17 protein-coding genes are annotated in these 16,953 nt (G+C 47.3%); 13 read left to right on the forward strand and 4 right to left on the reverse strand.

Features of this window, described 5'->3' with window-relative positions; all coding sequences use genetic code 11:
* Nucleotides 1–1,173 (reverse strand): FIST signal transduction protein, encoded by a 1,173-nt coding sequence (locus tag IFO68_RS17485; RefSeq protein ID WP_192017107.1) that lies wholly within the window; start codon nt 1,171–1,173, stop codon nt 1–3.
* Nucleotides 1,174–1,325: 152 nt separating this feature from the next.
* On the opposite strand from IFO68_RS17485, the gene IFO68_RS17490 reads away from it, so the two are divergent.
* The 13 genes from IFO68_RS17490 to IFO68_RS17550 all read left to right on the forward strand — a co-directional run bounded on the left by IFO68_RS17490 (nt 1,326) and on the right by IFO68_RS17550 (nt 14,978).
* Entirely contained in the window at nt 1,326–2,015 is a 690-nt protein-coding gene (locus tag IFO68_RS17490; RefSeq protein WP_192017108.1) for an SDR family oxidoreductase, read from the forward strand.
* A 781-nt stretch (nt 2,016–2,796) separates the two neighbouring features.
* On the forward strand, nt 2,797–4,224 hold the full coding sequence (gene ccoN / locus IFO68_RS17495) for a cytochrome-c oxidase, cbb3-type subunit I (protein WP_192017109.1): 1,428 nt from the start codon (nt 2,797–2,799) through the stop codon (nt 4,222–4,224).
* A 12-nt stretch (nt 4,225–4,236) separates the two neighbouring features.
* Complete coding sequence (gene ccoO / locus IFO68_RS17500) at nt 4,237–4,845, forward strand: cytochrome-c oxidase, cbb3-type subunit II (RefSeq protein ID WP_192017110.1); 609 nt, start codon at nt 4,237–4,239, stop codon at nt 4,843–4,845.
* A 9-nt stretch (nt 4,846–4,854) separates the two neighbouring features.
* The gene (locus IFO68_RS17505) at nt 4,855–5,031 is read left to right on the forward strand and encodes a cbb3-type cytochrome oxidase subunit 3 (RefSeq protein ID WP_027252218.1); all 177 of its coding nucleotides are present in this window, start codon (nt 4,855–4,857) and stop codon (nt 5,029–5,031) included.
* Between the two features lie 2 nt (nt 5,032–5,033).
* The gene (gene ccoP / locus IFO68_RS17510) at nt 5,034–6,011 is read left to right on the forward strand and encodes a cytochrome-c oxidase, cbb3-type subunit III (RefSeq protein WP_192017111.1); all 978 of its coding nucleotides are present in this window, start codon (nt 5,034–5,036) and stop codon (nt 6,009–6,011) included.
* 120 nt (nt 6,012–6,131) lie between these two features.
* Nucleotides 6,132–6,623 (forward strand): FixH family protein, encoded by a 492-nt coding sequence (locus tag IFO68_RS17515; RefSeq protein ID WP_192017112.1) that lies wholly within the window; start codon nt 6,132–6,134, stop codon nt 6,621–6,623.
* On the forward strand, nt 6,620–8,998 hold the full coding sequence (locus tag IFO68_RS17520; RefSeq protein ID WP_192017113.1) for a heavy metal translocating P-type ATPase: 2,379 nt from the start codon (nt 6,620–6,622) through the stop codon (nt 8,996–8,998). Before IFO68_RS17515 ends, IFO68_RS17520 begins: the two co-directional genes overlap by 4 nt.
* Nucleotides 8,991–9,188, forward strand: a complete 198-nt coding sequence (gene ccoS, locus IFO68_RS17525; RefSeq protein WP_192017114.1) for a cbb3-type cytochrome oxidase assembly protein CcoS — start codon at nt 8,991–8,993, stop codon at nt 9,186–9,188. Before IFO68_RS17520 ends, ccoS begins: the two co-directional genes overlap by 8 nt.
* Nucleotides 9,185–9,862, forward strand: coding sequence for a sulfite exporter TauE/SafE family protein (locus IFO68_RS17530; RefSeq protein ID WP_192017115.1), 678 nt, complete (start codon nt 9,185–9,187; stop codon nt 9,860–9,862). The genes ccoS and IFO68_RS17530 overlap by 4 nt, the downstream gene beginning before the upstream one ends.
* A gap of 75 nt (nt 9,863–9,937) precedes the next feature.
* Complete coding sequence (locus tag IFO68_RS17535) at nt 9,938–10,687, forward strand: FNR family transcription factor (protein WP_192017116.1); 750 nt, start codon at nt 9,938–9,940, stop codon at nt 10,685–10,687.
* A 164-nt stretch (nt 10,688–10,851) separates the two neighbouring features.
* The gene (gene uspE / locus IFO68_RS17540; protein ID WP_192017117.1) at nt 10,852–11,790 is read left to right on the forward strand and encodes a universal stress protein UspE; all 939 of its coding nucleotides are present in this window, start codon (nt 10,852–10,854) and stop codon (nt 11,788–11,790) included.
* Between the two features lie 286 nt (nt 11,791–12,076).
* Nucleotides 12,077–13,006 carry a tRNA 2-thiocytidine(32) synthetase TtcA gene (ttcA, locus tag IFO68_RS17545; RefSeq protein ID WP_192017118.1) on the forward strand — a complete coding sequence of 310 codons (930 nt, stop codon included), beginning with the start codon at nt 12,077–12,079 and terminating at the stop codon, nt 13,004–13,006.
* Between the two features lie 484 nt (nt 13,007–13,490).
* A complete protein-coding gene (locus IFO68_RS17550; RefSeq protein WP_192017119.1) occupies nt 13,491–14,978 on the forward strand; it encodes a carboxypeptidase M32 in 1,488 nt (495 codons plus the stop codon).
* Between the two features lie 58 nt (nt 14,979–15,036).
* On the opposite strand, the gene IFO68_RS17555 is transcribed toward IFO68_RS17550, so the two are convergent.
* From IFO68_RS17555 to IFO68_RS17565, 3 genes are all read right to left on the reverse strand, one after another.
* On the reverse strand, nt 15,037–15,723 hold the full coding sequence (locus tag IFO68_RS17555; RefSeq protein WP_192017120.1) for an RES family NAD+ phosphorylase: 687 nt from the start codon (nt 15,721–15,723) through the stop codon (nt 15,037–15,039).
* A 1-nt stretch (nt 15,724) separates the two neighbouring features.
* Nucleotides 15,725–16,129 (reverse strand): MbcA/ParS/Xre antitoxin family protein, encoded by a 405-nt coding sequence (locus IFO68_RS17560; RefSeq protein ID WP_036759448.1) that lies wholly within the window; start codon nt 16,127–16,129, stop codon nt 15,725–15,727.
* A 157-nt stretch (nt 16,130–16,286) separates the two neighbouring features.
* Complete coding sequence (locus IFO68_RS17565) at nt 16,287–16,952, reverse strand: DUF2987 domain-containing protein (protein WP_192017121.1); 666 nt, start codon at nt 16,950–16,952, stop codon at nt 16,287–16,289.
* Nucleotide 16,953: the final 1 nt, after the last annotated feature.

The raw sequence follows: 16,953 nt of genomic DNA on the forward strand, positions 1-16,953 counted from the left end.
TCATTCCCGGTAAAACAAAACGTTAGAAATCATTAAATTACCATGCTCATTCTCACCACCAAGGAACTGGCCTTGTTCTCCAAAAGTGAACGGAGAAATAAACGGCGCGTTGAGCATAGATTGCTGCATTTTCTCTGCAACCATACCCATTTTTGATTTCACCTGGAGCATACAGCCAGCACAATAAATACTTATTCCACCAATAGCCTCGATCTGCTGATGGCTATCATGAAGCAATCCATCCACTGCGCGACCGGTCCGGTTGACCAGGTTATCTTCCGTCCCTGTCATCAGGTAGAGTTTCTCTCCTTCCTTTATAGAAGCAAACAATGTGATTCCACCACGCGCAGTAACAGAATTGGGATGAGCGAGCTTAAAATAGGGTAAATCATGTAAAGTGCCTGCAATACGACCAATCGGATGTAAAGCAGAGAGAGACATTATGCTTTGACCATACTCTAAAGGTTGTTTAATCCATTCTTCATAGACCTCTTTTGCTGGCCGGTGATCAAGTTCTATGAGTTCCCTTCCCTCAACCTTAGTCGCCACTGCGTATTGTTCAGTTTTTGCGTAACCTGAGTGAAAAGAAAAACTTAAGTCGCATGTTGGATAAAAGACACTCACAGCAACGCCTTCAGAAGCTAAATGATCTTGAGTGAAAAGTTGCCATTCCCCCAAAACCCCTGCATCCGCGGCGCTCCCGCCAATAATAGGTACTGGTGTGCCAAACTCTTGAGATATGGCCTGTATCACCTCCTCTTCAGCGCCAGGACTTGCGTGCAGCAAAACGAGTGAAGGTAATTCCCCTGAGCGTCCGGTATTTTGAATGGCCTTCAGCAATGCCTGTTTCGCCATTTGGTGAGGAAGTTGATGGGTAGACACTAAAGCAGAGCCATACGCGCCATTGAAATCAAAAACAGCCCATAAACCGATCACCCGATCAGGGAAATACCCCTCTTCTGTCAGGATACCCTGGCATGATGAACAGCCTAAAATTTGAGTGTCAGGGAATTCCGCAACAAGCCGCTCTCGGATAACTTGCGCATTGTCATGCCCTGAAAAGTACACCAACAACAGGCTGGGACGCACTAATCTGGCTTTGAGTTGACTGACAGCTTCATCTACTGCTGCTGCTGTCGTTTCTATCGTTGAGTAACTGGTAACAATTTCCATGTAGTGTTCACGACTGGGTGTGTATCTTCACCATAATAGACAGTTTCAATTTGAGGATCAGCAGAGTATTGAATTTTTATAAAAAAAACTCTTAAGTCTGTGTGCGATTTACCGTTATTAGTATTTAACTATTCGACAAAGAAGATTTGGGTATGACAAAGCAACCAGTAATCATTGTCACAGAAGGAACAACAGAGTTAGGCAAACATATCTGTAAAGAGCTTGCTGCAACTCAGTCTATTGTCATGTCACTGAGCAATGACGAAAATGCAGGTTATGATTTGGTTGCAGAAGATCCACGAGTCCGGTTTCGCAATACAGATTGCAGTAAGGAATCAGACGTTGCCGCAGCCGCCCGGGAGATTGAATCTCAATTCGGCCGACTTGATGCACTTGTTATTAACCCATCGGTATCACTTCCGGATGTGGGCATCCCCTTCACTGAAATGGATTTATTTGATTGGAACCAGGCACTTCACCACCAGTTAACAGCAACCTTGTTCACCGCCAGACAATGCCTGCCTCTTCTGAAAACAACAAAGGGGGCTATTGTTCATGTTGTCCCTACCCCTCATGAATCTGCCATTAACAGCGAGTTACTCGCCGTATGCAGCCAAGGCCTGGTTGGACTGACTGAAGCTTTGGCCAATAGCTTATCACCTGATGTTACTGTCCATGCTGCCCGATACATTCTTAACCGGACAGATGTGCTAAAAAATGATGTAAATCAATTCAAAGACGTGGCAGCTATGGTACGTTTTCTGGTGAGTCACAAAGCCTCGCACATCAACGGACAGGTTTTCAACGTTTCGAACCGAGTTTTGGATAAAAAACCATCATAACGACACAGGAAAAGATTCAACCTAGTGAATAGATGAGAGTTATGTTCTATACGATTGTTTTTAATGAACTTTAATTATTTTCACATGAAAAATAATGTTCTGAATCCTTATCTGGTACTTGCAAGTTTGACTTATCAGAGCAACATGGTGTTAAAGCATTAAAATAACTCACATTTCAATAGCTTGAGTGCTAACACATACTCCTGATACCAAATTAATAAATCGTCCCCTTGCTCTGCCGAAGTTGACACCTTTAAATACAAAGAGAGCAGCTACTGGTACCCGTTTATTGCCTTTTTCCAAGCTGGTATCCCGGAGTACTTTCAGCTTCTACCTTGCATCTTTATCAGTGCATTCCTCTACTGAACTCTCGCAAGGCCTTAGTGCTTCCTCTGCCTTATTGTCAGATTTGTATGTAATTGTTCTCCATACGAATGCCGCAATCAGAACAGCAAGTAGGAGCAGAATTTGGATCAACCGAGCTTTCGTTAGTTTCTGTGCGGCCATGATTGTATACATTTCCCATGTTACATAGTTCAAACTTTTTGCATAAAAATAGTGAGCCGCGGCATGAGCCCACCCTTCACACTGTCAATCATTTCTTATCTCAAGTATCATGCGTGCTGAAAATGCCACTTTTACAACAAAATAGCAATTTCCGTGTCGAATTGTTTATAAAAACAACACAGGATTTGTCTAAGCTTTGGGTGGCATTGCGAAATGAAGTTGTTCGCAAAGAAAACAAGAGTGTAGTTGAAATTTTTTAGTGGAAGCATGCAACATGAGCCAAGAAAAGCAGCTTGATCAAAACTACAACTATACGGTCGTTCGGCAATTCACCCTAGCTACCATACTGTGGGGTATTGTTGGAATGAGCGTTGGTGTATTTATTGCCGCTCAGTTGGTTTGGCCGGCGCTTAACTTTGACACCCCTTGGTTGACATACAGCCGTCTGCGTCCGCTGCATACTAATGCAGTTATCTTCGCCTTCGGTACCAGTGCACTGTTCGCGACATCTTATTATGTCGTTCAGCGTACCTGTCAAACCACGTTGTTTGGTGGCAAGTTAGCGTCGTTCACCTTCTGGGGCTGGCAAGCCGTGATTCTATCAGCAGTTATTACGCTGCCGATGGGTTATACATCCAGCAAAGAATACGCTGAACTGGAATGGCCAATCGATATACTGATTGCCGTTGTCTGGGTCTCCTATGCTGTCGTGTTCTTCGGAACGATGATTAAACGAAAGACCTCCCACATTTATGTGGCAAACTGGTTCTTCGGTGCATTCATTTTGACGGTAGCCGTTCTTCACATTGTGAACAGCATGGCGATTCCGGTCTCAATGACGAAGTCGTATTCTGTTTACTCTGGTGCAGTCGATGCCATGGTTCAGTGGTGGTATGGGCACAATGCCGTAGGTTTCCTTCTTACTGCTGGCTTCCTGGGTATGATGTACTACTTCGTCCCGAAACAAGCCGGTCGTCCTGTTTATTCCTACCGTTTGTCTATCGTGCACTTCTGGGCACTGATTTCTCTGTACATCTGGGCTGGCCCGCACCACCTGCACTACACCGCATTGCCTGACTGGACTCAGTCACTGGGCATGGTGATGTCTCTGGTACTGTTTGCGCCATCCTGGGGTGGCATGATCAACGGTATCATGACGCTGTCCGGTGCCTGGCATAAACTGCGCTATGACCCTATTCTGCGCTTCCTGGTAGTGTCACTGTCGTTCTACGGCATGTCTACTTTCGAAGGCCCGATGATGGCGATTAAGACAGTCAATGCCCTGTCTCACTATACCGATTGGACAATCGGCCACGTTCACTCAGGTGCGTTAGGCTGGGTTGCCATGGTTTCTATCGGTTCGGTATATCACCTGATTCCAAAACTGTTCGGCCAAGAGCGTATGTACTCTATCAAACTGGTAAACGTGCATTTCTGGCTGGCTACTATTGGTACGGTTCTGTACATCGTAGCTATGTGGATTTCTGGTGTGATGCAAGGTCTGATGTGGCGCGCGGTGAATACCGACGGTACCCTGACCTACAGCTTTGTTGAAGCTCTGCAAGCGTCTTATCCGTTCTACTTCGTGCGTTTCTGTGGTGGTCTTATCTTCGTAACCGGCATGTTCCTGATGGCTTACAACGCTTACAGAACTATTGCCGCACCGAAAGACAGCTTGAAAGCCATAGAGCAACCAGCATAAGGAGTAAAACTGATGAGCTTTCGTCACGAACTTGTTGAAAAAAATGTTGGTTTGCTGGCCATCCTGATTGTGATTGCAATCAGTTTGGGTGCGCTGGTAGAAATCACGCCGCTGATTTATCAGGAACAAACGACTGAGCCTGTAGAAAACCTGCGCCCTTACACTGCTCTGGAAATGGAAGGCCGTGACATTTATATCCGCGAAGGGTGTAACGTTTGCCACAGCCAGATGATTCGTCCATTCCGTTCAGAAACTGAACGTTATGGCCATTATTCTGTTGCAGGTGAAAGTGTTTGGGAGCATCCATTCCTGTGGGGCTCTAAGCGTACAGGTCCGGATCTGGCTCGTGTAGGCGGCCGTTATTCCGATGAATGGCACCGTGTACACTTGCGTAACCCCCGCGATGTAGTACCAGAATCTAACATGCCCGGTTTCCCTTGGTTGGAAGAAAATGTACTGGATGGCGAAATAACCTCTAAAAAACTTGCCTTATTCCGCGATAAGTTCGGTGTACCTTACACTGACGAACAAGTTGCGAAAGCAGGTGATGATGTGAAAGGCAAGACTGAAATGGACGCACTTATTGCTTACCTTCAGTCTCTAGGTCACGCGATGAAATAAGGAGGCACCATGGATATCGGAACCATTCATAGTATCTGGACTGTGATTCTGTTCGGTAGCTTTATTGGTATTGTCCTTTGGGCCTACAGTAAACGCCGTAAATCCCAATTCGACGAAGCTGCTAATTTGATATTTGCAGACGAGGAGAAGGATGTGGCCACGCGTGAAAAAGACAGGAGCAAATAAGAATGTCGACGTTTTGGAGTGTATGGATCATCGTCATCACGCTTGGCACCCTGGCTGCAATTGCTGCCATTCTTGCTTGGTGTAGCAAGGACAAAATGGGTGTTGAAGAAGGTGAGGACATGGGCCACGAATACGATGGTATTCGCGAGATCAATAACCCACTACCTAAGTGGTGGTCTTATATGTTCTGGGGAACCATTGTTTTTTCTTTGGTATATCTGGCGCTATATCCTGGCCTGGGCAACTTTAAGGGGCTTTTGGGGTGGCAGAGTTCAGATCAGACTATTCGCACAGTAGCTGAGTCAAAAGCATCTATTGCTAACTCTCAGCAAGCGCAAGAGCTTGATCAATATGCCAAAGAATTGGGTGATGCAGAACGAGCTTATGGCGAGCTGTTTAAAACCCTTGCCTATGACGAGTCTGGTAACAACCTTCGTCCAATCGAAGAAATTGCAGCCGATCAAGATGCTCGCCGTGTAGGTCAGCGCTTGTTCCTGCAGAACTGTGCTCAGTGCCACGGCTCTGATGCGCGTGGTCAGCAGGGCTTCCCTAATCTGACCGATAACGATTGGTTGTATGGCGGTGAAGCTGAAACCATCAAAACCACCATCATGCATGGCCGTACAGGCGCTATGCCTGCATGGATTGACACCTTAGGCGAAGACGGTGTACAAGAAGTAACAAGTTACGCTCTGAGTTTGTCTGGCCGTAAAGTGAATGCCAAAGAGGCTGCGGCGGGTAAACAACGCTTTGTGGTGTGTGCTGCCTGTCATGGTACGGATGGTAAAGGTAACCCAGCATTTGGTGCGCCTGACCTGACTGATAATATCTGGCTATATGGTGGTTCACGTCGTGCGGTCGTTGATACTATTACTCACGGTCGCCAGGGTGTTATGCCGGCTTGGGATAACATTCTGGGCGAAGAAAAAGTTCAGCTTATCTCTGCTTATGTGTGGGGCCTGAGCAACAGCGAGCAGTAATCCTGATTTCTGTTACGAATCAGTTAATTGTTGACGTTTGCTGACAATTTCACTGAAGCTAAGTCATAGGGCCCCTGCTAAAATCAGGGGCTCTTTTTATAGATACTAAAAGGATTCACAATGCAAAAGCCATGGTATAAGCAGTTTTGGCCCTGGTTCATAATTGCGATTCCAGCCCTATCCATTACATACAGCATGACTGCGCTGTATATATTCTCTCAGAACAAAGTGGATCTGGTTGCTGAAGACTATTACAAGAAAGGAAAAGGCATTAATCAGGACTTTTCGCGACTGCGTGTCGCAGACGCCCTGAAAATAAAGGCGGATATCAAGGTTACTGAGCAAGATATCACCCTATCTCTGGACAAAGGTGAGCTGCCTGACTTTCCAACGCTGCGAGTTCTCTTTACTCACCGCACCTTAGCGGAAAAAGACTTCACCCAAATGATCAGCCCGGACCAAAAAGGCCGCTACCGATTCACAGCACCAGAGTCGATTGATGGCCCATGGTTTGTCGAAGTAGAGCCGTTTCAGGGAGAATGGATGCTGAATGGCCGTCTTAACCTGCCCTCATCCGATCCGATTAAGCTGTATGGACAAAACAAAGGATGACAACCTCTTGCTACCACTGTGGTGATCCTGTACCACATGATACCCATTTAACAGTCGACATCCTGGGAACAGCACGCAGTATGTGCTGCCCGGGCTGCCACGCTGTGGCAAGCACTATAGTCGACAGTGGTTTGACATCCTATTATGAGTATCGGACTGCAACAGCAGATAAAGCCGATCTGATTCCTCAGCAATTGCAGTCCCTTGCCCTGTATGACAACGAAGAAATTCAGCAAGACTTTGTCAGAACCAGCGACAACACCAACGAAGTCACACTGTCACTCGAAGGGGTATCGTGTGCCGCCTGCGCATGGTTAATTGAACGACAACTCAAACGCGAAACAGGCTTAGTTAACATTCGCGTCAATACCACCACGCACCGCGCTCTGCTCAGCTGGAACCCCGAGCAGACTAAACTCAGCACTCTTTTGTCCGCCATTCACCGTTTAGGCTACAAAGCGGCCCCTTTTGAGGCAGATAACCAAGAGCAGCATTACCACAATACGATGAAGAGCTACCTGTACCGTTTAGGTATCGCTGGCTTAGCCAGCATGCAGGTGATGATGTTGGCGGTTGCGCTGTACTTTGAGGTATTTGGTGATCTGGATGAAAGCTTCCGAAACTATTTCCGCTGGGTCAGCCTTCTTTTCGCCACCCCGGTGCTTCTCTACTCAGCACTGCCCTTCTATCTGAATGCCTGGCGGAACCTCAAAGCACGCACATTAGGCATGGATGTCCCTGTTTCTATTGCGCTGATCTTCGCTTACGTGGCCAGCTTTTATGCCACTGTTACAACAAAGGGCGAAGTGTTCTTCGAATCCATTTCGATGTTTACCTTCTTCTTATTAATCGGCCGTTATCTTGAGATGAGGGCGCGCCGTAAAGCCGCTGCAGCCAGCGCCAATCTGCTTAAATTGATTCCGGCTATGGCAAATCTGGTTGATGGTCGCCAGATTGCAGCGAAAAGCCTAAAGACAGGTGACGTTGTCACAGTTTTGCCCGGAGAAAGCTTACCTGCCGATGGTGTTATTGTGGCAGGTCACAGTGTAATCGACGAGTCAATGCTGACTGGCGAGCCGCTCCCCGTACGCAGAAGCAAGGATGATACTGTATTTGCCGGCACAATTAACGGTGACGGTAACCTGACCGTGAAAGTGACTCAGGACCGCCAGCACTCCCTTATTTCGAACATCATTCGTCTTCAGGATGAAGCACAGGCAACGAAGCCAAAAATTGCAGAAGTTGCCGACGTGGTAGCCCGTTATTTTGTCGCTGTTATTCTTATCATTGCAGCGGGTACCTGGCTTTACTGGCACCAGGTAAAACCCGATGATGCGCTATGGATTACGCTGGCTGTGCTGGTTGCCACCTGCCCTTGCGCCCTGTCGCTGGCAACACCAACCGCACTGACTTGTGCTACCTCACGTCTTGGCCGTCTAGGCATTCTGCTCCGGCGCGGACACGTTCTGGAAACACTCTGCAATGTGAACCAACTGGTTATAGATAAAACCGGCACCTTAACCGAAGGAAATGTCAGAGTCATCCAAACAGTCTGCTTTGACAGTTACGATGAAACAGAGGTCCTGAGCATCGCTGCCGAGCTGGAACGCTTTGCAAACCACCCTATCGCCCGGGCTTTTTCTGGTTATCGAAATTCAGCCTTTTCCTTTGATGAGGTTGAAAATGAAATCGGCTTTGGCCTCAAAGGCATGAGAGAGGGAAATGAATGGCGAATCGGGAAGCAGGCTTTTGCGTTAAACGGTGAAAACGCCCCTTCTCCAGACCAGGGCTTTCAGGTTTGGCTCACCTGTAACGGTAAAGCTATCGCCGCTTTCCAATTGGATGATCCCATCCGGCATGACAGTCAGTCACTGGTCAGTGCCTTTCAGGCCGAAGGGATTCAGGTCACAATGCTCACGGGCGATAACTCCGACAATGCCGCTCGCGTGGCAAAAACGCTTTCTGTAGACAAGCTGATTAGCGGTGCGACTCCGCAAGGTAAACTCGATTACCTTAACAGTCTCGCCAAAGATCAGGTCGCCCTGATGATTGGTGACGGCGTTAATGATGCACCTGTGCTGGCTGGCGCTCATCTGTCACTTGCAATGGGTGGAGGTACGGATGTTGCTAAATCGTCTGCAGATATGGTTTTACTTGGAGATCACTTAAACCGAGTGCTGGAAGCACGACGCCTGGCAATGAAAACTAAGAAGATCATTCGGGAAAATCTATCATGGGCATTAGGATATAACCTTGTTATTCTGCCTCTGGCTGTTGCCGGACTGGTTGCACCTTATATTGCAGTATTAGGCATGTCTGCCAGCTCCATCATTGTTGTCTCTAATTCACTGAGGTTATTGAAAGAAGATGGCTAGCCTGTATTTACTCATCCCGATTGCAATCATCTTCGTCTGCATTGCCGTTGCCATTTTTATCTGGGCCGTCAAATCAGAACAATTTGAAGACCTCGAAAGACAGGGATACGACATCCTGTTTGATGAGAATGAAGAAAAGCAACCCGCGCAAAAAACGGATGATGAACAAACGGGCAAGGAAAAACAGTGAACACAGATTTTTTCGCTGCTTTTGTTATTGGCCTGCTGGGTGCAGGCCATTGCCTGGGGATGTGTGGTGGTATCGCTGCCGCTATTACCTTAGGCATGCCAGGGCAACAGCAAAGCCACCGTTTTCCTTACTTACTTTGCTACAACGCCGGACGCCTGATTTCTTACGCAGCAGCCGGAGCTGTTATTGGTGGCGCAGTGGCAGGTATGGCTGCATTAAGTGGATTAAGCACTGCGCTCCTTTTCCTGCGCATTTTCGCCGCAGTGATGATGATTCTTCTCGCCCTGTATATTGGCCAGTGGTGGCAAGGGGTCACCAGAATTGAAGCTCTCGGCCAATCACTCTGGCGTTTTATCTCGCCTTTAGCTAAGTCGATGTTACCACTGAAATCTCCCCTTGCGGCCTTTCCGTTTGGACTGGTATGGGGCTGGTTACCCTGCGGATTAGTTTACTCAATGTTGAGTTGGGCGGCTGTGGCTGGCAATGCAGGCTCAGGTGCCGGCGTCATGCTGGCCTTTGGTCTGGGAACTTTGCCAGCCATGCTGTTAGTAGGCAGCTTTGCAGAAACGCTTAAACAATGGCTTTCCAATCAGATATTTAAAAAAACCAGTGCATTATTGTTATTGGCATACGGTATCCACACAGGTTATGTCGCAATCACACAATTTTCCTAATGTTTTATACTCGTCATTATGAATAAGAGTGTGATAGAGTGACCCGAGTATCCGAACTTGGTCAGGCCACAGTTTATGAATTCAGATAAAATCTCCACAAAACGCATTCAATCCGGTGGATGTGCTATCCATTGTCAGGATTGCAGTATCAGTCAGTTGTGTATCCCCTTTACTCTCAATGACGCAGAGTTAGATCAGCTAGATAGCATTATTGAGCGTAAAAAGCCTATCCATAAGGGTCAGGAGTTATTTAAAGCCGGGGACGAGCTGAAAGCGCTGTACGCTATTCGTTCAGGCACAGTGAAAACCTATACCATCACCGAGCAAGGCGACGAACAAATTACCGCTTTTCATTTAGCTGGCGACTTGGTGGGTTTTGACGCTATCAACGACCATAAACACCAAAGTTTTGCCCAGTCTCTCGAAACCTCTATGGTATGCGAGATTCCGTTTGAAACATTGGATGAGCTTGCCGGTAAGGTGCCTAAGCTCCGACAGCAAATTATGCGCCTGATGAGCAGTGAAATTAAAAGCGATCAGAATATGATCCTGCTGCTCTCTAAGAAAAATGCCGAAGAGCGTCTGGCAGCGTTTCTCTATGATTTGTCATGCCGTTTCTCAGAGCGTGGGTTTTCTGCCCGCGAATTCCGGCTGACTATGACCCGTGGCGATATTGGAAACTATCTGGGACTGACGGTTGAAACAATCAGCCGTCTGTTAGGACGTTTCCAAAAATCCGAGATCATTGGCGTGAAAGGCAAGTACATCACGGTTCTCGATCGTGAGCAGCTAGCTCTGCTAGCCGGTGCGACTAATTGTAAATAGTTTTATAAAAGTTGATGGGCTTGATGCCCATCAACTTTTACTGTAATTCCTCTTCAAAGTCCTCCATTTCCTCGCAGCAATCCGTTACAGTGAATATACTAATCTGAATACAAACAGTTTTTCAGATCAGGTCGATTGCGAATCCGTTGAGACAGGGGGCAGTTATGAACACATACAAAAACATCCTCGTAGTGGCCGATCCACTGCAGGACAACCAACCGGCTTTGTCACGCGCAGTACACCTCGCTGAAAAAAGTGAGAATGTTCACATCACTGTATTCCTTGCCATTTACGATTTTTCTTACGAAATGACATCCATGCTCTCGTCGGATGAACGCCAGGCCATGCGACGCGGGGTTATCCAACAGCGCGAAGAATGGTTAAAAGACATTATCCGCCCTCATGTCACCGCTGGCGTTGATATCGACATCCTTGTTGTGTGGCACAATCGCCCCTATGAAGCCGTTATAGCCGAGGTGTACAGCCATCATCACGACCTACTGATAAAAGCCACTCATAAACACGACAAAATCGGCTCTGTGATTTTTACCCCTACCGACTGGCATTTATTGCGCAAATGTCCATGCCCCGTGCTTTTGGTCAAAGAGCACAGCTGGCCCGAAAACGGAAAAGTACTGGCTTGTGTCAACTTAGCAGCCGAAAGTGATACGCACGAAGCACTGAACGATAAAATCATCAGCGAAGCTAAGAACATGGCAGAAGTACTGGTTGCCGAAGTCAATCTGGTCAATGCCTACCCTGCCACCCCGGTTAACATTACGATTGAATTACCTGAATTTGACCCTGCAACCTACACAGATGCGGTACGAGGCCACCATCTGACATCAATGAAGGCACTGAGGCAAAAACACGGTATTGATGAAGGTAAAACCCATGTCGTCGAAGGATTGCCTGAAGACGTCATCCCAAAAGTGGCAGAAGAGTTGGATGCAGAACTCGTAATACTGGGCACCACCGGCCGGACCGGGCTTTCTGCTGTCTTCATCGGCAATACAGCTGAGCACACTATTGACAGCCTCAACTGCGACTTGCTTGCCCTCAAGCCAGACGGCTACATCAGCCCTCTGGATCCTAACCAATAATCTTGCTCTGAAAGCACGCCTTCAACCCGCAGGCGTGCTTTTCACCGACAACAATCGCTCAAACTGCCATTTAGCCGCTTAATTATCAATTAAGATGAAAATCACGCTGGAATCCGACGCTGGAATCCGTATCATACCCGCCATGAAATTTGCCAGTGAGCACAGATCGCGAACCCTGCTCACGGTAACCTTTATCGATGATAATTCATAACGACTTATATCATCGTGCTCAATGCATTTACCGTCGGTTGACAGAGTGATTCAATCGATGCGAAAGAGAGAAGCAATGACTCAGAATCAAGAGCTTACAAAGGCACAGAAATACAACTTCGATAAGCTGCAAAAGAAACTGCGCCGAAACACGGGCCAGGCGATTGCTGATTATAATATGATCGAAGATGGTGATCGCATTATGGTTTGTCTGTCTGGTGGTAAAGACAGCTATACCATGCTGGAAATGTTGAGCAGCCTGCAGCGCAGTGCCCCTGTCAGCTTTGAATTGATTGCAGTTAACCTTGATCAGAAACAACCTGGTTTCCCTGAACATATCTTGCCTGAATATCTTGAATCTCTGGGTGTTCCGTACAAGATAGTGAATGAAGATACTTATTCAATAGTCAAAGAGAAAGTACCGGAAGGTAAAACGACCTGCTCTCTCTGCTCTCGTCTGCGTCGCGGCATTTTGTACCGTACGGCGAAGGAAATAGGTGCAACTAAAATTGCGCTGGGTCACCACCGCGATGACATGCTGGAGACGCTTTTCCTGAACATGTTCTACGGCGGTAAAATGAAAGGCATGCCACCTAAGCTGGTCTCGGATAATGGCGAGCACGTAGTGATTCGTCCGCTTGCTTATTGCCGCGAAAAAGACATTGAACGCTACACCGAAATGAAAGCGTTCCCGATCATCCCATGCAACCTTTGTGGCTCGCAACCAAACCTTCAGCGTCAGGTCATCAAAGAAATGTTGCGCGACTGGGATAAACGGTATCCGGGCCGTATTGAGACTATGTTCACCGCTATGCAAAACGTCGTGCCCTCGCATCTGGCGGACTTTAACCTGTTTGACTTTAAATCAATCGACAAGGAATCAGGAGCGATTAACGGTGGTGATATCGCTTTTGATAAAGAAGACCTACCAAACTCACCCGTCTCTTCCGAAGGTGCCAGTGAATTTGATCCGGGTGAAAAGTTAGATATCTTGCAGGTTAATTAACTTTTACACCTATCAAAGCCGCAGACATTGCGGCTTTTTTAATCCTTTTATCATTTTCGCTGGCGAAGATACCTAATAGACATATTGCATATCAAACGCACCAGACAGAACTGATAAAGCTGAAAACACTAAAAACCAGCCAAAAATCATCACAACCTATAAAGATTTGTTCACAAAAAACCAAAAAAATTGCTAAGAACAGTCTGGTATATGGAAGTTTTATCCGTATCATACTATAGATACTTATGCGTTCAGGTACTCGCCGTGATATGTAACGCACCCCCTGCTCAGTGGTACGTTGCGCAATAGGATCCGTGCTCATAACCAGCTATTCCTACGAATGATTTCTACAGGTTACCGAGCTGCTTCATTCCGAGTTGCATCTCCATACTCTGGCATTTTACAAGCGAGCCTGAAACTGAGTGAGGTCCAATTAAGTCTGTAGCCGTCCTGCACGCTACTAAGTCAAGATAAAGGATTAAAAATGACTTACTATCAGAAACTGGAGCAACACGCTAAAAAGCTTTCCAAGATTTCTCACTTATCCGCTATCTGCAGCTGGGATCAGGCTGCAAAAATGCCAGAAGGCGGAAATGCCGCCCGCTCCGAAGCAATGGCTGAACTGGCTCTTATCCATCATGAACTCGCAACGGCCCCTTCTCTGACAGAATGGTTCGCCAGAGCCGAAACCGAATCTTTATCAAAAGAGCAAAAGATCAGCCTGCAAGAGATGAAGCGCTCCTGGCAGAATGACAATATCCTACCGGCTGATCTGGTGGAGAAAAAATCGCTCGCCGGTTCAAAGTGCGAGCATGCCTGGCGGACGCAACGTAAAGAAAACAATTGGCACGAGTTCAGCCAGAACCTTGAAGCCGTTGTTAAACTGGCAAGAGAAGAAGCGCAGATTCGAGCTGAAGCAACAGGCTTAAGCCGTTATGACGCTATGATGGCTCTGTATGAACCTGGCATGACGTGCGAGAAAATTGATTCTATATTTGGTCAGGTGAAAACATGGCTACCCGCATTGATTCAACAAGTCAGAGCAAAACAAGCCAGTGATCAGGTTATTACTCCTAAAGGTCCCTTCCCGATAGCTCAACAGAAAGCATTGAGTCTGGATATCATGGGCAAATTGGGATTTGATTTCAGACACGGCAGGTTGGACGTGAGTACGCACCCGTTTTGTGGCGGTGTACCGACTGATGTCCGCATTACCACCCGATATGATGAAGCTGACTTTACCAGTGCACTCATGGGGGTTATCCATGAAACTGGCCATGCCCGTTACGAGCAAGGACTCCCTGAGCAGTGGCATGGTTTACCTGTAGGTCAGGCACGCTCAATGGGCGTTCATGAGTCACAAAGCCTGTTTTTTGAAATGCAGCTTTCGCGCAGTAAGCCTTTTATTGAAATCCTCGCCCCGTTAGCTCGCGAAGCATTTGACCGTAATAACGATAAGGCGTTGAGCACAGACAATTTGGCATTGTTCAGTACCCGTGTCGAACCTGGCTATATTCGAGTCGATGCCGATGAAGTGACTTACCCTGCACACATCATTTTACGTTACGAAATTGAGCGTGATTTGATTGAAGGCAAAATCGAAGTGGCTGATATCCCTGAGTTATGGGACAAGAAGATGACCGAGTATCTGGGGTTATCGACCAAAGGTAACTTTACTGACGGATGCATGCAGGATATCCACTGGACAGACGGCAGCTTTGGCTATTTCCCGTCTTACACTCTGGGGGCTATGTATGCGGCCCAGTTCATGGCGGCTATGCGCCGTGAAATGAATGTGGAAAACCTCATTCGTGAACGTAACCTTCAGCCTATCTTCAACTGGTTAGACAGACATGTCTGGAAAAAAGCCAGCTTCCTTTCAACAGATAACCTGCTGAAAGAAGCGACCGGCGAAACCCTGAATCCGGAACATTTCAAAGCACACCTTGAAAGTCGCTACCTCGAAGACTAACTACCGAGCAGACTAACGTGACAAGGTTGTAAACAAACAAGGGCCTGCCGGCCCTTTTTTATACCATGCTGATCTCCAGCACAGTATTGATGGCACTGCCATTCCATTTGTACACATAATGATTGGACTGACATACCTTGCTGACCAGGTTTGGCTTGTACAAGGCAAAACAATCATGGCCCTGGTGCCGTACGGAGTGATACAAGACACCATCTTGTCTTGCTTCCTTCAGCGTTATCGCCTCGGCCTGAGAATGCGCATAATTCGTAGGGTGGTAAAGCGCAGAATCCAGATACGTCTTATCTGTAAAATCAACCAAAGCGGCAGAAAACCAAGCCTGTATACTTCTCATCTGGATATCCTGTGACGGCTCCTGGGTATAGCCCAGTATCCGCTCCATGTGGTAACTCGTTTCCTTGATCGCCGTATTAATATCCCTTGCCGCATAATACGCGCCAAAGTCCGCAGTATTAAAACGGCCCCCATCGGGGTTTACATGGGTAAAGGCGGCCATCACGTAGCTGCAGTGAGGAATACCAACCAGCCTTTCCTCGACCGGCACACGAGCAAACTGCCCGGTTTCTTCAGCCAGACGAGGGTTGGTCAGAGCTTCAACGGCAAAAATAGCTTCCAGCTGATCGGGCTCCGCAACATCTTCATACAGGTTGATCGGCGGATACTTGGAAGGAATTAATCGATAGCATGGCTGCTCCCTGAAGGGTTTGAGAGTATATGCGTTCTGCATGTCAGGACCGTCCTCCACGCCAGGCGTTCAAACGTGTAGCCACTTCGTACAAATCGGCAACCTTGCCCTGGCCCATCACCTCCATCGCACTTCGCCCGGCAAAAAACGGGTGTGAATTAGGCTTCTGCACCCATTGATAAACACTGTCTTCATGGGTAAATAAAATGCGCAGGCATTTATGGATATTCAGTATGTAGCTCATCCGCTCCAGCAAGTCTTTAGACACTTTGGCCGACTCAGGGCTGGCACGGTATTTGTTCAGTGTTGAGCGGCTTGATAAACCAAGCAGAGCCATCTGCTGATTCTGGCTGCAACTCCACTTATCCAGAATGTTGAAAACGACTGGCAGTACCTTATTGCCTGCATGTTCAATCGGCTCATTCGCCGCCACGGTACGGGTGTTCATGATCACCGCCTCAGATTGTCCATTTATGGACTTAGTTTAGCATTAAGTCTATAAATGAACAAAATACTGAGGCTATAGGTATCAAGCGACTTATCAATGTAAAACAGAAACTGGGCCGACCAACGCCGTGGTCAGCCCTAGATAGCGAGAAGTTAAGTTATTGCGGGGATGATTCAAGCCAGGGCGTAATGCGAATCGCTGGAGATGGTAAGGTCAACACAGTGTTTTCAGGGAGCTGCTTGACTTTCACAATCGCTTTCCCCGCTTCGATGGGGATCACGGCATCGTCAGAAACAGTGATAACACCCGTCTCCTCAGCAGCAAAATGCATCACAACACCGCTGACCTCTGGCATAAACCAGGATGAGAACATTCCCCCTAAGTCATTTAAGAGTATGTCCATTTGCGGTAGCAGGCGATCCAACGTTTCTTTGTTAATGGCTAACCCTAAAGGCTTGCTGACGATAACCTGCATAGACACATCGCAGGTGATTCCGTCATCTATCACAAAAGTGACGTCAGGATTTGCCTGGCGCAGGTTATTGTCGATTGGCACTACCAGGGCATTATCGGCAGGAATAACGAGCTCTTCATAATGCTCTTCTTTCTGCATCCAGCCTTTGCGGACAGTACAGGTTTCACCGGTTTGCTGATTGATCAGATACAAAGCAATGTTCACATCAGGGTGAGATTCAGCAACATTGTGCTTGAGTTTGCCGAAAAGATTGCTGTAACGCATCTCAATATTCTGCGCCCATACATTACCGGAAAGAGTGAGCAGGCCGGAAGTAAGAAGAAGGGTTTTAATAAAAGAAGTGCTCATC

The sequence above is a fragment of the Photobacterium arenosum genome, from assembly GCF_014841115.1.
In the GTDB taxonomy this organism is placed as follows: Bacteria; Pseudomonadota; Gammaproteobacteria; order Enterobacterales; family Vibrionaceae; genus Photobacterium; species Photobacterium arenosum.

Coding starts and splice junctions, on each gene's coding strand:
- IFO68_RS17485 (WP_192017107.1), bottom strand. CDS start 1,173: ATGGAAATTGTTACCAGTTACTCAACGATAGAAACGACAGCAGCAGCA.
- IFO68_RS17490 (WP_192017108.1), top strand. CDS start 1,326: ATGACAAAGCAACCAGTAATCATTGTCACAGAAGGAACAACAGAGTTA.
- ccoN (WP_192017109.1), top strand. CDS start 2,797: ATGAGCCAAGAAAAGCAGCTTGATCAAAACTACAACTATACGGTCGTT.
- ccoO (WP_192017110.1), top strand. CDS start 4,237: ATGAGCTTTCGTCACGAACTTGTTGAAAAAAATGTTGGTTTGCTGGCC.
- IFO68_RS17505 (WP_027252218.1), top strand. CDS start 4,855: ATGGATATCGGAACCATTCATAGTATCTGGACTGTGATTCTGTTCGGT.
- ccoP (WP_192017111.1), top strand. CDS start 5,034: ATGTCGACGTTTTGGAGTGTATGGATCATCGTCATCACGCTTGGCACC.
- IFO68_RS17515 (WP_192017112.1), top strand. CDS start 6,132: ATGCAAAAGCCATGGTATAAGCAGTTTTGGCCCTGGTTCATAATTGCG.
- IFO68_RS17520 (WP_192017113.1), top strand. CDS start 6,620: ATGACAACCTCTTGCTACCACTGTGGTGATCCTGTACCACATGATACC.
- ccoS (WP_192017114.1), top strand. CDS start 8,991: ATGGCTAGCCTGTATTTACTCATCCCGATTGCAATCATCTTCGTCTGC.
- IFO68_RS17535 (WP_192017116.1), top strand. CDS start 9,938: ATGAATTCAGATAAAATCTCCACAAAACGCATTCAATCCGGTGGATGT.
- uspE (WP_192017117.1), top strand. CDS start 10,852: ATGAACACATACAAAAACATCCTCGTAGTGGCCGATCCACTGCAGGAC.
- ttcA (WP_192017118.1), top strand. CDS start 12,077: ATGACTCAGAATCAAGAGCTTACAAAGGCACAGAAATACAACTTCGAT.
- IFO68_RS17550 (WP_192017119.1), top strand. CDS start 13,491: ATGACTTACTATCAGAAACTGGAGCAACACGCTAAAAAGCTTTCCAAG.
- IFO68_RS17555 (WP_192017120.1), bottom strand. CDS start 15,723: ATGCAGAACGCATATACTCTCAAACCCTTCAGGGAGCAGCCATGCTAT.
- IFO68_RS17560 (WP_036759448.1), bottom strand. CDS start 16,129: ATGAACACCCGTACCGTGGCGGCGAATGAGCCGATTGAACATGCAGGC.
- IFO68_RS17565 (WP_192017121.1), bottom strand. CDS start 16,952: ATGAGCACTTCTTTTATTAAAACCCTTCTTCTTACTTCCGGCCTGCTC.